Raw genomic sequence first — 15,821 nt, forward strand, 5'->3', positions numbered from 1 at the left:
TCAAAATTCATATTTTATGATTATTTATGATATAAAAGTATATCAGCTGTTCTCATTAACTGATCGTCTTTAAACTCTAACATAACTCCATATCCTCCCGTATCCTTTAGATTCCTTACCTTTCGACAAAATTATATCCAGTTAATACCATAATGTATAATGAACTGCAGGATATCGAAAATATCCATTTCCAGGACAAAAGACCTGAATGGAGAATACAAAAAAATCCCGCTGCAAATGCTGCGGGATTTTTTATTTACATATAGCTTTTTAATGCCGACCAGGCCTGGTCTTTCCCATAACCTGTTTCAGAGGAAAACATAATGATCTGGTCATTCGGATCCATATCCAATGTTTCTTTCGTGATTTTCATATGTTTTTGCCACTTGGATTTCGGTATTTTATCCGCTTTTGTGGCAATCACTACACAGGGAATTTCATAATGCTTTAAAAAGTCGTACATCATGACATCGTCACTTGTAGGAGGATGGCGCAAATCAACAATCAGCACCACTGCTTTTAACTGCTCTCTGCTTGTTAAATATGTTTCTATCATCTTTCCCCATGCTGCACGTTCCTGTTTGGATACCTTTGCATACCCATAGCCCGGAACATCAACAAAGTGAAGAATTTCGTTAATAAGGTAAAAGTTCAGGGTTTGTGTCTTCCCAGGCTTAGAGGATATTCTGGCAAGTCCCCTTCGATTAAGCATTTTATTAATGAAAGAAGATTTACCGACGTTCGAACGGCCGGCAAGGGCAAATTCCGGCAATTCACTTTCAGGATATTGATCAGGCTTAACAGCACTGATGACTATTTCTGAGCTGGTTACTTTCATACTTGAGCACCGCCATTCAGGGCATGTTTCAAGACTTCGTCCACATGTGATACCAAAACGAAATCAAGCTCTTCCCTGATGCTTTCAGGGATATCTTCAATGTCTTTCTCATTATCTTTAGGGAGGATGATCTTCGTCAATCCTGCTCGATGGGCGCTCAAAGATTTTTCTTTCAAGCCGCCAATAGGAAGCACCCGGCCTCTTAAAGTAATTTCCCCTGTCATTCCCACTTCTTTACGGATTGGTTTTCCTGACAGAGCAGAAACCAGAGCGGTTGTAATTGTTATTCCGGCAGATGGGCCGTCTTTCGGGACAGCACCTTCTGGAACATGGATATGAATGTCATGCTTTTCATGGAAATTCTCATCAATGCCCAGTTCTTTTGCTTTTGAACGAACATAACTGAATGCCGCTTGAGCAGACTCTTTCATGACATCTCCCAGTTTGCCTGTAAGAACGAGCTTTCCTTTTCCTGGTGAAAGGGATACTTCAATTTGAAGGGTATCGCCGCCCACTGTTGTATAAGCAAGCCCTGTCGCAACGCCAACCTGGTCTTCAAGCTCAGCCTGACCGTAGCGGTATTTTGGCTTTCCAAGAAACTCTTCAGCATTTTTTGAGTTCACAATCACTTTCTTCTTTTCGCCGGATACGATAATTTTAGCTGTTTTTCTGCAGATTGTAGCCAGCTGCCGCTCCAATCCGCGGACTCCAGCTTCCCGTGTATAATAGCGGACTACCTTCTGGAGGCCATCCTCGCGAATCTGAAGCTGTGCTTTGGAAAGACCATGTTCTTTAATTTGCTTAGGCAGCAGATGGTCCTTAGCTATGTGAATCTTCTCCTGCTCTGTATAGCCTGCAATCGTGATAACTTCCATTCTGTCCAGCAGCGGGCCAGGGATCGTGCCAAGATTATTGGCTGTGGCTATAAACATGACCTTTGACAGATCATATGTTTCTTCAATGTAATGATCACTAAAATTATGGTTCTGCTCAGGGTCTAAAACCTCCAGCATCGCAGATGAAGGATCCCCTCGGAAATCCGAGGACATTTTGTCGATTTCATCAAGCAGGAATACAGGGTTGATCGTCCCTGCCTTTTTCATGCCCTGAATGATGCGCCCAGGCATGGCACCAACATAAGTTCTTCTATGTCCGCGAATTTCAGACTCATCCCGGACACCGCCGAGGGATACACGGACGAAATTGCGGTTTAGCGACGTTGCAATAGAACGTGCAAGACTTGTTTTACCGACACCTGGAGGCCCTGCAAGGCATAGGATTGGGCCTTTAAGGGAGTTAGTCAGCTTTTGCACTGCGAGGTATTCCAAAACCCTTTCTTTTACTTTTTCCAGGCCATAATGATCTTCATTAAGGATCCTCTCAGCCCTCTGAATATCCAGGTCATCTTCCGTTGACTTCGACCATGGCAATGTGACAAGCCACTCAATATAATTGCGGATAACCGCGCTTTCGGCTGAACTGGATGGAACCTTTTCATAGCGATCCAGTTCTTTTAAAGCAGTAAGCTGGACATGCTCAGGCATGCCGGCATTTTCAATCTTTTCCGTCAGCTCAGCGATTTCTCCTGTCTTGCCTTCCTTATCCCCAAGTTCTTTTTGAATTGCCTTCATCTGTTCACGCAGATAATATTCCTTCTGCGTCCGTTCCATTGATTTTTTTACACGCTGGCCAATCTTTTTCTCAAGGTTCAGAACTTCTTTTTCATTATGGATGATTTCAATAACCTGATTCATTCGCTCTTTTACATCAATGGTTTCAAGAATTTCCTGTTTTTCCTTCAGCTTTAAAGGCAAGTGGGAAGAAATGATATCCGCCATACGCCCCGGCTCTTCTATATCTGCTACAGAAGAGTACGTTTCGGCTGATATTTTCTTCGATACCTTTATGTATTGCTCAAAATATTCAAGCATAGTCCTCATCAATGCCTGATCTTCTACGTCCTTTGTCTCAGGATCCTCAAAAACCTTCACACTAACGGAATAATGTTCAGTTTCGTCCTGAAAATCAATGATTTCCGCTCTCTTAAGCCCTTCAACAAGAACACGGATTGTACCGTTTGGGAGCTTGAGCATCTGCTTGACACGTGTGAGCGTGCCCATTCCATATAGATCATCTTCTGATGGTTCATCTATAGATATATCCTTTTGTGTTGTCAAGAAAATTAAATGGTCATCTACCATTGCTTTTTCAAGAGCCTGAACCGATTTCTCACGGCCTACATCCAAATGCAGAACCATGGTCGGATAAACAAGCAAGCCCCGAAGCGGCAGGAGGGGGACGATGATTTCTTTCTTTTTCGCCATTCCATTGCACCTCCAAAATGCATCTTTTTAACCCCATTATTGCTAATAATTTCTTTGTACAATTCTATCGTATTTAAATAGCAGTGTCTATTAAAGAGAAATAGCTGAAAGCCGTATTTCAATGATATTCATTTATAATTACACTTTATCCTTCTTTACGCAAATAAAACTTCGGTTTGTAGCCTAAACTGCAAACCGAAGTTTCTGACCGCGATTAGCGGAGGCGTTTATACAGCGGGCTTTCAGCAACTGCAAACCGGGCCACACATCATATGCTTTCTTTTTTCTTTAATTCAATTGAAGCGGTTATAGCCTGCTCTTTGAGATACTCTTTTTGCAGCGCTGACTCAAATACCTCATTCAAATGGGATACCGGAATGATCTTAATTCCTGTTATCTCCTTTAAAATGGATTGCATATTTTCTTTTGGGATAATTACTGTCTGTGCTCCTGCTTTTTTGGCGGCTTTCACCTTTGGATATACGCCTCCAATTGGCTTGACATACCCATGAATGCTGATTTCTCCGGTCATTGCTACAGTATTGTCAACTGGCCGTTTATAAATGGCTGAATAAATCCCTGTCGCCATGGCGATGCCGGCAGAAGGACCGTCGATTGGAACCCCTCCAGGGAAGTTGACATGAATATCATATTCGTCAGCCGGGACGCCCATCGATCTCAGAACGGTGATAACATTTTCAATTGAACCTCTGGCCATACTTTTTCTCCGGATTGACTTTCCTTGGCCTCCAATGCTTTCTTCTTCCACTATGCCTGTAATATTAATGCTGCCCTTCTCTTTTGCAGGAATCACAGTAACTTCAATATCAAGCAGAGCACCTGTGTTCGGCCCATATACCGCCAGCCCGTTGACAAGGCCAACAGCAGAATGGGAATTGATTTTCCTCTCCATTCTCGGTGAAAGCTGACTCGACTGGACAACCCACTCAATATCTTCATCTTTTATGTAATCACGGTCCTCAGTAATTGCTAAACCCGCAGAGATTTGAATCATATTTACCGCTTCGCGTCCGTTTCTCGCATAATTTGCAAGAATGCCAAGCCCTTTTTCACTAACAGCGAGGTTGACCTTTTCCGCAGCCTTTCCAGCTACAGCTATTATCTCTTCTTCAGCTAACTCCCTGAAAAACACCTCCATACATCTGGAACGAATGGCAGGCGGAATTTCATTAGGAGTTCTTGTAGTTGCTCCGACAAGGCGGAAGTCCGCCGGCAGGCCATTTTTAAAAATATCATGTATATGGGTTGGTATTTGAGTGTTTTCTTCATTATAATAGGCGCTTTCCAGAAATACTTTCCGGTCTTCAAGCACTTTTAGAAGCTTGTTCATCTGAATGGGATGAAGCTCACCGATTTCATCAATAAAAAGCACGCCTCCATGTGCATTTGTAACTGCACCCTGTTTAGGCTGAGGAATTCCCGCCTGTCCCATTGCCCCTGCTCCCTGATAGATAGGATCATGAACAGAACCTATTAGAGGATCCGCAATACCCCGCTCATCAAATCTCGCAGTAGTGGCATCGAGTTCGATAAAAACAGAAGCTGCCTTAAAGGGTGATTTTGCATTTTTCTTGGCTTCTTCCAGAACCAATCTGGCCGCAGCCGTTTTTCCCACACCCGGTGGACCATAAATAATTACATGCTGAGGATTGGGTCCGCACAATGCTGCTTTCAGAGACTTAATTCCATCTTCCTGCCCCACAATGTCAGCAAAGCTGGATGGACGCACTTTTTCTGATAAAGGTTCAGTCAATGAAATGGAACGCATCTTTTTTAAAACATCCATTTCCTTCCTTGATTCACGGTCGATAGAAACTTTCTGTGTCCGCTGGCTCCTAAGTAAATTCCAAAAGTAAAGCCCAATGACGATTCCAAAAAACAATTGGATAAATAAAGCGATCCCCGTCCAACTCATCGTGTTCCCTCCTGCATTATTTGTTCTCGTTAATAATGCTAGTATCTCCCTGACTGAGTTGGAATAAACAAGGAATTCATTTAAAAGTACGGTAAGAAAAAGGGGCAGAAAGGCGCAAAAAAATGGCCAGGCCCCACAGGGACTGGCCATTTTTCATTTACGCTGAAGTCTTGCGCTCTTCTTCTACGACAGTACCGTCCTCCAAAACAAGCTTAGGAGAACCGTTATCAACAACCGTTTCTTTCGTGATAATGCATTTTTTAATATCTTCGCGCGATGGAAGATCAAACATTACATCCAGCATAATTCCTTCAATAATGGAGCGCAGTCCGCGTGCACCTGTTTTTCTTTCAATTGCTTTTTTAGCAATTTCCTCAAGTGCGCCTTCTTCAAACTCAAGCTCAACATCATCGAGTTCAAGCATTTTCTGGTATTGTTTGACAAGTGCATTTTTAGGTTTAGTTAAAATCTCAATCAATGCCGCTTCATCAAGCTGGGAAAGGCTTGCAATAACTGGAAGACGTCCAATAAATTCAGGAATTAATCCGAATTTCAGCAGGTCTTCAGGAAGCACTTTTGCAAGAAGATCCTTTGGTTCGATTTCTTTTTGATTCTGGTCAGAACCAAAGCCAATTACCTTTTGGCCTAAACGGCGTTTAATAATTTGCTCAATGCCATCGAAGGCACCGCCGCAGATAAACAGGATATTTGTCGTGTCAATCTGGATAAATTCCTGATGAGGATGCTTGCGGCCGCCTTGTGGCGGTACGCTTGCAACTGTTCCTTCAAGGATTTTCAACAGTGCCTGCTGCACACCTTCACCTGATACATCACGGGTGATGGACGGATTTTCCGACTTACGCGCAACTTTATCAATCTCATCAATATAAATGATTCCTTTTTCTGCCTTTTCCACATCATAATCTGCTGCCTGAATAAGCTTTAGGAGGATATTTTCAACATCTTCCCCGACATAACCGGCTTCAGTCAATGATGTTGCATCTGCAATTGCAAATGGAACATTAAGAATACGGGCCAATGTCTGAGCCAGTAAGGTTTTACCGCTTCCAGTCGGACCGATCATGGCAATATTACTTTTTGATAGTTCAACTTCATCAATCTTGCTGTTGGAATTGATGCGCTTATAGTGATTATATACAGCAACAGACAGCGATTTCTTCGCCTGCTCCTGTCCAATTACATATTCATCCAGAATATCGCGGATTTCAGCCGGCTTTGGCACATCTTTGAACTCTACTTCTTCTTCTGTTCCCAGTTCTTCTTCCACAATTTCAGTGCAAAGCTCAATGCATTCATCACATATATATACTCCAGGGCCAGCAACAAGTTTGCGGACCTGATCCTGTGTCTTGCCACAGAAAGAACACTTCAATTGCCCTTTTTCGTCATTAAATTTAAACAAATCCTTCACCCCTTGAAAAAACTTCAAAACGATATATAAAGCTTGCGAAATCACATGCAAATAGTTCTTTATTCAGCCATAGAAAGGTTGGGAATTAAAGCGGACACTGTGTCATTGACCTTGCGCACAGGCCTCTTTAATCATTCACACTTTCGTAAAAATCAAAACCTTCAGCAGTTATGTATTGCATTGTAACACATTTTTACAGTGGACAGGAAATGATAACTCTTAAAACATTTCAATTATGTATGCTTGCATGTGATGGAATTCCGCAAAGAAAAACAGGCTGAATATTATATGTACTTTCATAAGCTTAACCAAAAATGGCTAAATTAAGTCGGCCCCCTGGACCGATAATTAAATTATCTATTTATATGTATTTGTATTCCTGTCCATGTGCAATATGCCGTAAAACTTTTCACCAGGCAAAAGATACAAGGGAGATTTTCATTATGTATGGTCTTGATGGTATAAAACAAGGCACGATAAACTCGCGCCTTGTTTACTATTAAAAGGGAGAAAATTTTATGTTTTCGAAGCTGGATTACTGTCTAGCTCCGCCTCCTTGCCCCTCGAGGTCATAAGCCAAATTACTACTGAGATTTTACAACCTCCTCCGTAATTCGTCTTATGCTTGTCGGGGCAGTGCAGTCGGCTCCGCTTTTCTTTTATTATGCAACAGTCTTGCTATTTTCCACAAGGAAATCTACTGCTTTTTTAATTTGAAGATCTGCTTTTAGGCCTTCAAGGCTTCCAAGAGCTTGTGTGATCTGGTCAGCAGACATGTTGTACATTTCTGCCATTTTGTTAAGTTCTTCTGTAACTTCTTCATCGCTTACTTCGATGTTTTCAGCTTTTGCAATTGCTTCAAGAGTCAGGTTAACGCGTACGCGCTTTTCAGCTTCCTCTTTCATCTGCTCGCGCAGTGCAGCTTCATCCTGTCCGGAGAACTGGAAGTATAGTTCAAGGTTCATGCCTTGCATTTGAAGGCGCTGTTCGAACTCCTGCATCATGCGGTTAACTTCAGTGTCAACCATTGCAGCCGGGATTTCCATTTCTGCATTAGCCGCTGCTGCTTCGACAACAGTGTCGCGGACATGGTGCTCAGCTTCATGCTTCTTGCTTTCTTCTAAGCGAGTTTTGATTTTTTCTTTTAATGCATCCAAAGTTTCCACTTCTTCGTCTGCATCCTTAGCAAACTCATCATCCAGCTCAGGAAGCTGTTTTGTTTTGATTTCATGAACAGTTACTTTGAATGTTGCAGGCTTACCAGCCAGCTCAGCTGCATGGTATTCCTCTGGGAAAGAAACTTCAACATCCTTAGATTCTCCAGCAGCAGTACCAATCAGCTGCTCTTCAAATCCAGGGATGAATTGTCCTGAACCAAGTTCTAAAGAGTAGTTCTCAGCTTTTCCGCCTTCGAAAGCTTCGCCATCAACGAATCCTTCAAAGTCCATAACAACTGTATCGCCATTTTCAGCTTTTCCTTCTTCTTTAACTGCAAGTTCAGCTTGTCTTTCCTGAAGTGAAGTCAGCTCGCTGTTCACATCTTCATCCGTTACATCTGTTTCAAGAGGCTTTACTTCAAGGCCTTTATATTCGCCAAGCTTTACTTCAGGCTTAACAGTTACTGTAGCTTTGAAAATAAGGCTTTTTCCTTTTTCGATTTGCTCAACATCGATTTCAGGGCGATCCACAGGCTCAATACCGGTTTCATCAATTGCATTAGCATAAGCTTCTGGAAGAAGATAATCCACTGCATCCTGGTATAAAGATTCAACTCCGAAACGCTTTTCAAACATTCCGCGAGGCATTTTTCCTTTACGGAACCCAGGTACATTTACTTGCTTAACTACTTTTTTGAATGCAGCGTCTAAACCTTCGGTTACTTTCTCTGCATCTACTTCAATTGTAAGAACCCCGCGGTTCCCTTCTAACTTTTCAAATTTAGCAGACATACAATCATTTCCCTCCAAAAATCTATTATCATTTCATTCATGACAGAATGTTATGAATATCTCTTGTTTTTTCAAGGCATATCCATTTAATAAAAATGTATATATACACATAATACAACCATTATATTATAACATACACTCCCTGTCTTTCAACATTGAAGGTTAAATATTGGGATAAGAAATTTCTTCTATCTTTCTTATAAAGGCAAGAGCCTCCGCTATTTCCTCTTCAGGAGCATCATAAATATCACCAAGATCGGTCAGCGAACTGTTTAAGCCATGATATTCATATGAGAGCATATGGTATGCCGCTGCCCAGGACGCAGCATTGTCCGGCGGGGCTTCAAGCGGATAAAGCAGGAAAAATTGCCTTTCTGCAATGCTCTTTGTATTTTCGAATAATACCGGGTCTTCCTGCTCGAGCTGATTCTCCAGTTTATTGACTATTTTTAACAGCATCGGCTGCTGATGAACCGGGGGCAGCTCAGCAGGATTCACCCGAATGCCTTTATCAAACTTCCGAATCGTTACATATTTTTCATACCCATGCTCAGAAAGCACATTTAACAGCATCGTTTTAAAAAAAGGATTTCCTTCCTGTGCTTCCAAATAGGCTTTAATATCTTCGACATAAGGCCTGATGTTATGTTCAGCCAGCTGTGCAGCAATCTGCATTTGTTCATGCTGATCCTGATAGGAAAACAGATTGAGCTTCCTGCTATTAAATTCCTCCAGATCAGGTGCTTCGATCTCAGTTTCAGAAGGTGAAGCAGCCATCTTTCTGCTGAACTCAAGCATTCTGCTAAAATGCTCAAATTTCTCCTTCGGGATCTCCCTTTCTTCAAGCAAAACCTCAATCGTTGCTGCAATCTCACTGTATTGATGCAGCTGCACAAGGATCATTAAATAAAGGTCCATTACTTGTATGTAATCCCCTATGCCTGTCTGGAGCATTTTATTAGCCAGTTCCTTTGCCTTTTCCAAGGATCCGGCTTCATAATATGCCAGCACAAGCCCAATATGGACATCCGTATTCTCAGGCTCCATCTCCAGTGCTTCTTCAAAGAACCCGATCGATTCCTTATACCTTTTCTGCTGAAAGGATTCAAGCCCCTTTTCGAGCAGCCGTTTCTCAAGGCCGGGAAATAGAATGATTTTATTGTTTTGTTTTCTCTGTTCCCGCTTACCCATGCTAAAACCGCCTCAACTAGTATTTTTGAAGTTAGTGTAGCATGAAATAGCACAAAAACAAAAAGATTCATGGTTTCATGCCATGAATCTTTCATAGGTACCTACTGTACCGCAAACCGTTTTTCTTCAAAATTTGAAATGCTGGTTTCCAATTGAAGAGTAATCTCTATTTCATCCCAGCCGTTAATCAGCATTTTTTTCCAGTATTCATTAATTGTGAATGATGCTGAAAAATTATATTCATCTTCAATTATTCCATTCTGTAAATCAACCTTCAAATCATACGGCTGATTTTTGGCACGCTGGAGCAAATAATCGACTGTTTCTGCCGGCAGGGTGATTGGTAAAAGTCCATTTTTTAAGCAATTTTGATGAAAAATATCCGCAAACGAAGGTGCAATAATTACTTTGAAGCCATAATCCCCTAAAGCCCATGGCGCATGTTCCCTTGAAGATCCGCAGCCGAAATTCTCATTTGCAATGAGGATGGAAGCACCCTGATTTTCCGCCTTATTTAGCTCAAACTCCTGGTTAGGCAGTCCTTCTTTCGTAAATCTCCAGTCATAAAACAGATATTGCCCAAACCCCGTTTTCTCAATTCTTTTTAGAAATTGCTTGGGGATAATCTGATCAGTATCCACATTGGCTCTATCCATTGCAGCTGCTTTTCCCTGAAGTGTTTTAAATCCGCTCATTCGTTCTCCTCCTCTTCTTAATGGACAGTCTCTGCACTTAGTAAAGCACCTACGTCCACAAAGTGTCCGTATATAGCGGCGGCTGCCGCCATTAAAGGGCTGACAAGGTGTGTTCTGGCCCCAGATCCCTGGCGTCCTTCAAAATTACGGTTTGATGTCGACGCACAATGCTCGCCGTTTGGCACAATATCATTATTCATGCTCAAACACATGCTGCAGCCTGATTCCCTCCATTCAAACCCTGCCTGCTTAAAGATAAGGTCCAGACCATCTGCCTCTGCCTGCTTCTTGACCTGCTGTGAACCTGGAACAACAAGTGCACGGACATGAGGATGAACCTTCTTTCCTCTAATAATTTCAGCTGCCTGTTTTAGGTCTTCCAGCCGGGAATTTGTGCAGGACCCGATAAAAACATGCTGAATTTGAATGTCTTCAATCTTTTGGCCTTCCTGCAATCCCATATATTCTAAAGCTCTTGATAGTGATTTTTGTTCAAGCTCGTTTTTGCATTCATCAAGTTTTGGAATTTGTTCATTCACCTTGGAAGTCATAGATGGATTCGTGCCCCAGCTGACCATTGGCGCAATATCTGCGGCATCAATCTGGATGGTTTTATCGTATTGTGCATCAGAATCGGATACAAGCTCCTTCCAATTCTTGACCGCATGCGCGAATTCAGCTCCATCTGGTGCATACTTCCGTCCTTGCAGATACGCAAATGTTGTTTCATCAGGACTGACCAGTCCCGCTTTTGCGCCTCCTTCAATGGACATATTGCAAATCGTCATTCTTTCTTCCATTGACATTTTTGCAATAGTCTCCCCGCAATATTCAATAATATGGCCTGTACCAAAGCCAATTCCATTCTTGGCTATTATATAAAGGATGACATCTTTAGCAGTAACACCTTTTTTCAGCTCGCCGTTTATCTCCAATTTTAATGTTTTAGGCTTACTCTGCCATAAAGTCTGGGTAGCCAGGACATGCTCAACTTCACTTGTTCCAATGCCAAAGGCTATTGATCCAAAAGCTCCATGGGTGGATGTATGACTGTCCCCGCAAACAATCGTCATGCCTGGCTGGGTAAGCCCCAGCTCCGGCCCGATCACATGTACTATCCCCTGTTCAGGACTATCCAGCCCGGCAAGAGGGATGCCGAATTCCAGACAGTTTTTTTCCAAAGTGGTCATTTGGTTTAATGCAACAGGATCATTGATGACTTTTCGGTTATCAGTAGGAATATTGTGGTCTACTGTAGCAAACGTTTTATCAGGCCTTCTCACTTTCCTGTTTTTCATTCTTAAACCGGAAAATGCCTGAGGGGATGTAACTTCATGTACCAAGTGGAGGTCTATATACATCAAATCCGGCTTTCCCTCTTCCCTGTGGACTACATGCTTTTCCCAAATCTTATCTATTATTGATTTTCCCATTCTGCTCCACTCCTTTTTAAAAGAAACACGGCCGCTGATGGCCGTGTCTCAAGTTTAAAATCAGCTGAACCAGTGTCCAGCAGTCATCTCTCAGCTGCTATGCATAAGCCCCCATAATATTAAGAATAGCCTCGTTATCCAAAAGGGTAGCCTTTACCTCTTCAATCATTTCAGAAGTAGTAACCACCTTTTTTCCAAATGAAACAATATCCCTCGTACGATAGCCGGCTTCAAGAACTTGATTAACAGCATTTTCAACCGCTTCAGCTTCCTCTTCCATTCCGAAAGATAAACGAAGCATCATGGCTGCTGATAAAATCATGGCAATAGGATTAGCTGCATTCTTCCCTTGAATATCCGGTGCAGAACCATGAATTGGTTCATATAAGTAAGGCCCGTTTTCCGAAATGCTGGCAGAAGGAAGCATCCCTAGAGAACCGGTCAATACAGAGGCTTCATCGCTCAGAATATCGCCAAACATATTTTCAGTTACTACAACATCGAATTGCTTCGGATTTTTAATCATTTGCATAGCGGCATTGTCAACAAGCATATGTTCAAGCACGACATCCGGATATTGCTTTGAGATGTCCTCTGCAACTTCTCTCCACATTCGGCTGGATTCCAGGACATTGGCCTTGTCAACTGAAGTCACCTTGCCACGCCGGCTTCCTGCAAGTTCAAATGCCAGTTTAATGACACGGCGCATTTCTTCTTTTTGATAAAACAAAGTGTCCACGACAGCATCTTTTCCGTTTTGCTGTGTCCTTTCGCTTGGCTTTCCAAAATAAAGTCCGCCGGTTAATTCTCTGACCATCAGCATATCCACGCCTTCAATTACCTCATTTTTTAATGGGGAAGTATCGGAAAGGCTTGAATAATATTGAGTTGGCCGCAAATTGGCATATAGATTTAATTCCTTGCGGATCTTCAAAAGACCCTTTTCAGGACGAAGGTGGGGAGGCTGCCGGTCCCATTTAGGCCCGCCAACCGCTCCCAGCATGACCGCATCGCTTTCTTTGCAAAGCTCAAGCGTTTCATTTGGCAGCGGTGTTCCGGCTGCATCAATAGCAGAACCGCCGATTTTGCCATATGAAAATTGGAATTGATGTCCGAACCGTTCACCAACAGCCTGCAGGACTTCAATTGCACCCTTCACCACTTCTTTGCCGATCCCGTCTCCTGGAAGTACTGCGATACGTTTTTTCATTTTTAATCCCTCCGTCTGATTTATTGTTTTATAGATTTATTTCATATTTTATTTCTGCTGCGCATTTGCTTTTCGGGGGAAGGAACAGGAGATTTTCCGCCTTCACCTGCGGAATCTCCCGCTTCCCCGATCAATTTGCCTCTACCGCCTGAGCTTTTTCTCTCATATATATAACTCTATTAACAGCATTCAAGTAAGCTTTTGAGGAAGCCTCAAGCACATCCTGGGCCAATCCGCGTCCGCTGGTTTCCATTCCTTCGTAGTTCAGCTTTACATAAACCTGGGCTAAAGCGTCCCTTCCTGCCCCAACTGATTGAATGCGGTAATCAAGAAGGTTAGCTGTTCCATTCAGGCATTTTTCCAATGTGTTATAAAGCGCCTCTATACTCCCTGCTCCAGTACCTGCTTCCTGAATCACTTCGTTGTTTGATCCTGAAAGGGTAACAGTTGCCGTCGGCACAGAGTTCGTGCCATACTGAATTTGGATTCCGATCAAATCATAGAACCGCTGCTCCTTTGAGAGCTTCTCTTCAAGTACGATTGCTGCAAGGTCGTCGTCTGTCATCTCTTTTTTGCGGTCGGCCAAATCTTTGAAAACTGTGAACAGCCGGTTTGCTTCTTCATCTGCTACTTCAAGCCCCAGTTCACTCAGGCGATTTTTAAAGGCATGGCGTCCAGAATGTTTTCCAAGCACCATGGAATTGGATTGAAATCCGACTAGGTCAGGGGAAATAATTTCATACGTTGTTTTTTCCTTCAATACCCCATCCTGATGTATGCCTGATTCATGTGCAAAAGCATTCCTGCCAACAATTGCTTTGTTGGCTGGCACCACCATACCTGTCAGCTTGCTGATCAAACTGCTCGTTCTGCTGATTTCCTGAAGATTAAGACGTGTTGAAGCCTGGTAATGATCATTCCGGATGTATAGGGCTACTGCCAGCTCCTCAAGTGCCGCATTCCCTGCTCTTTCACCAATTCCATTAATCGTGCCCTCAATCTGTGTTGCTCCATTTTCTATAGCTGACAGCGAATTGGCTATTGCCATTCCCAAATCATCATGGCAATGAGCTGACAAGGATACTTTATCAATAGAAGGAACATGATTTCTTAAATATTGAAAAATTTCACCGTACTCCTGTGGAGTTGTGTATCCAACTGTATCCGGTATGTTGATGATTCGCGCACCGGCCTGGATGACCTTTTCAATGATCTCTGCAAGGAAAGGCAGTTCTGTCCTGGAAGCATCCTCTGCAGACCATTGGACGATCGGGAATTTGGAAGCAGCATATCTTACAGTTTCAACTGCTGTTTCAACCACTTCTTCTTTTGTTTTCTTTAACTTATATTGTCTGTGAATCGGAGAAGTTGCCAGGAATGTATGTATCCTGGGCTCAGCCCCGTCCTTCAATGCTCCCCATGCAGCATCTATATCAGAGATAACTGCTCTTGCCAATCCTGTGACCGAGCAATTTTTAATCGTCTGAGCAATATTCTGTACTGATGCAAAATCCCCTTTCGAAGCTGCAGGGAAGCCTGCCTCAATAATATCAACGTTCAAACGCTCCAGCTGCCTGGCGATTTCTAATTTTTCCGAAAAATTAAGGTTTACACCGGCAGATTGTTCGCCATCTCTTAGTGTTGTATCAAATATCTTAATTGTTGCCACTTACGACCACTTCTTTCTTCTTGCTGCTATTTACAAACGGCATCATTTTACGGAGTTCTCTTCCCACCTGCTCGATCGGGTGCTCATTTTCTCTCTGATTTACGGCATTGAACACCGGTCTATTTGCCTGGTTTTCCAAAATCCAGCCTTTAGCAAAATTGCCTTCCTGGATGTCTTTCAATACTGCCTTCATTTCTTCTTTCACTCTTGCATCCACTACTCGCGGGCCGCTGACAAAATCTCCCCATTGAGCTGTATCTGAGATGGAATAGCGCATTCCTTCAAGACCGCCCTCATACATAAGGTCAACAATGAGTTTTAGTTCATGTAAGCATTCGAAGTATGCCAGTTCCGGCTGATAACCTGCTTCTGTAAGAGTCTCAAACCCTGCTTTCACCAATGAAGTCAGCCCTCCGCACAGCACTGCCTGTTCGCCAAACAGATCTGTCTCGGTTTCTTCTTTAAAGGTTGTTTCCAATGCACCTGCACGAAGAGATCCAATGGCTTTAGCATAAGCAAGAGCCAGTTCCTTTGCTTCCCCCGTTACGTCCTGATGGACTGCAAACAATGCCGGGACACCTGCATCCTGTTCATATGTTCTTCTGACTAAATGGCCTGGTCCTTTTGGTGCTACAAGCAGTACATCACACTCTTTTGGAGGTACGATCTGATTAAAATGAATATTAAATCCATGGGCAAACATTAATGCCTGGCTTGATAGATTCGGTTCGATTTCTTCCTTGTATACTTTTGGCTGGAGTTCATCCGGCAATAGGATCATCACTACATCTGACTGTGCTGCTGCCTCACCGACTGAGTATACCTGGAAACCGTCTTCTTCTGCTTTTTCCCAGGACTTCCCTTTGCGAAGGCCGATTACGACTTCAACCCCGCTGTCCCTCATGTTTAACGCATGTGCATGCCCCTGGGAACCATATCCGATGACAGCTACCTTCTTCCCGTTTAAATACGCTGCATTTGCATCTCCGTTATAATACATTTTCGCCATGTTTTATCTCCCTCTCCGATTAAAATTTATTATTTTTTATAATTAATTTTTGGCTCTATTCGTATATATCGTAGTGTTTCGTCTATCAATGCTGTCCGTTGATTTCCGCTCCAGGCTGCTCGCTTTCCGCGGGGC

Annotated in this window: 11 protein-coding genes; all 11 read right to left on the reverse strand. The window is 42.9% G+C overall.

The window, feature by feature from the left end; all coding sequences use genetic code 11:
- Positions 1 to 256: 256 nt before the first annotated feature.
- The 11 genes from yihA to ilvC all read right to left on the reverse strand — a co-directional run bounded on the left by yihA (position 257) and on the right by ilvC (position 15,686).
- Positions 257 to 838: a ribosome biogenesis GTP-binding protein YihA/YsxC gene (yihA, locus tag PBF_RS21135; protein ID WP_035332629.1), complete on the reverse strand. Its 582-nt coding sequence runs from the start codon at positions 836 to 838 to the stop codon at positions 257 to 259.
- On the reverse strand, positions 835 to 3,162 hold the full coding sequence (gene lon / locus PBF_RS21140) for an endopeptidase La (protein ID WP_035332630.1): 2,328 nt from the start codon (positions 3,160 to 3,162) through the stop codon (positions 835 to 837). Before lon ends, yihA begins: the two co-directional genes overlap by 4 nt.
- Positions 3,163 to 3,430: 268 nt before the next feature.
- Entirely contained in the window at positions 3,431 to 5,098 is a 1,668-nt protein-coding gene (gene lonB / locus PBF_RS21145) for an ATP-dependent protease LonB (RefSeq protein WP_035332631.1), read from the reverse strand.
- A 157-nt stretch (positions 5,099 to 5,255) separates the two neighbouring features.
- Positions 5,256 to 6,521: an ATP-dependent protease ATP-binding subunit ClpX gene (gene clpX / locus PBF_RS21150; protein ID WP_035332632.1), complete on the reverse strand. Its 1,266-nt coding sequence runs from the start codon at positions 6,519 to 6,521 to the stop codon at positions 5,256 to 5,258.
- A gap of 671 nt (positions 6,522 to 7,192) precedes the next feature.
- On the reverse strand, positions 7,193 to 8,479 hold the full coding sequence (tig, locus tag PBF_RS21155; RefSeq protein WP_035332633.1) for a trigger factor: 1,287 nt from the start codon (positions 8,477 to 8,479) through the stop codon (positions 7,193 to 7,195).
- Positions 8,480 to 8,641: 162 nt separating this feature from the next.
- Positions 8,642 to 9,670: a tetratricopeptide repeat protein gene (locus PBF_RS21160; RefSeq protein ID WP_035332634.1), complete on the reverse strand. Its 1,029-nt coding sequence runs from the start codon at positions 9,668 to 9,670 to the stop codon at positions 8,642 to 8,644.
- Between the two features lie 101 nt (positions 9,671 to 9,771).
- Entirely contained in the window at positions 9,772 to 10,365 is a 594-nt protein-coding gene (gene leuD, locus PBF_RS21165; RefSeq protein ID WP_035332635.1) for a 3-isopropylmalate dehydratase small subunit, read from the reverse strand.
- Between the two features lie 17 nt (positions 10,366 to 10,382).
- Positions 10,383 to 11,798, reverse strand: coding sequence for a 3-isopropylmalate dehydratase large subunit (leuC, locus tag PBF_RS21170; protein ID WP_035332636.1), 1,416 nt, complete (start codon positions 11,796 to 11,798; stop codon positions 10,383 to 10,385).
- 97 nt (positions 11,799 to 11,895) lie between these two features.
- Positions 11,896 to 13,008 (reverse strand): 3-isopropylmalate dehydrogenase, encoded by a 1,113-nt coding sequence (gene leuB, locus PBF_RS21175; RefSeq protein ID WP_035332637.1) that lies wholly within the window; start codon positions 13,006 to 13,008, stop codon positions 11,896 to 11,898.
- Between the two features lie 130 nt (positions 13,009 to 13,138).
- Positions 13,139 to 14,677 (reverse strand): 2-isopropylmalate synthase, encoded by a 1,539-nt coding sequence (locus PBF_RS21180; protein WP_035332638.1) that lies wholly within the window; start codon positions 14,675 to 14,677, stop codon positions 13,139 to 13,141.
- The gene (gene ilvC / locus PBF_RS21185) at positions 14,664 to 15,686 is read right to left on the reverse strand and encodes a ketol-acid reductoisomerase (protein ID WP_035332639.1); all 1,023 of its coding nucleotides are present in this window, start codon (positions 15,684 to 15,686) and stop codon (positions 14,664 to 14,666) included. Before ilvC ends, PBF_RS21180 begins: the two co-directional genes overlap by 14 nt.
- Between the last annotated feature and the right edge of the window lie 135 nt (positions 15,687 to 15,821).

Source organism: Cytobacillus firmus DS1 (genome assembly GCF_000565285.1).
GTDB lineage: Bacteria > Bacillota > Bacilli > Bacillales > Cytobacillaceae > Cytobacillus > Cytobacillus firmus_A.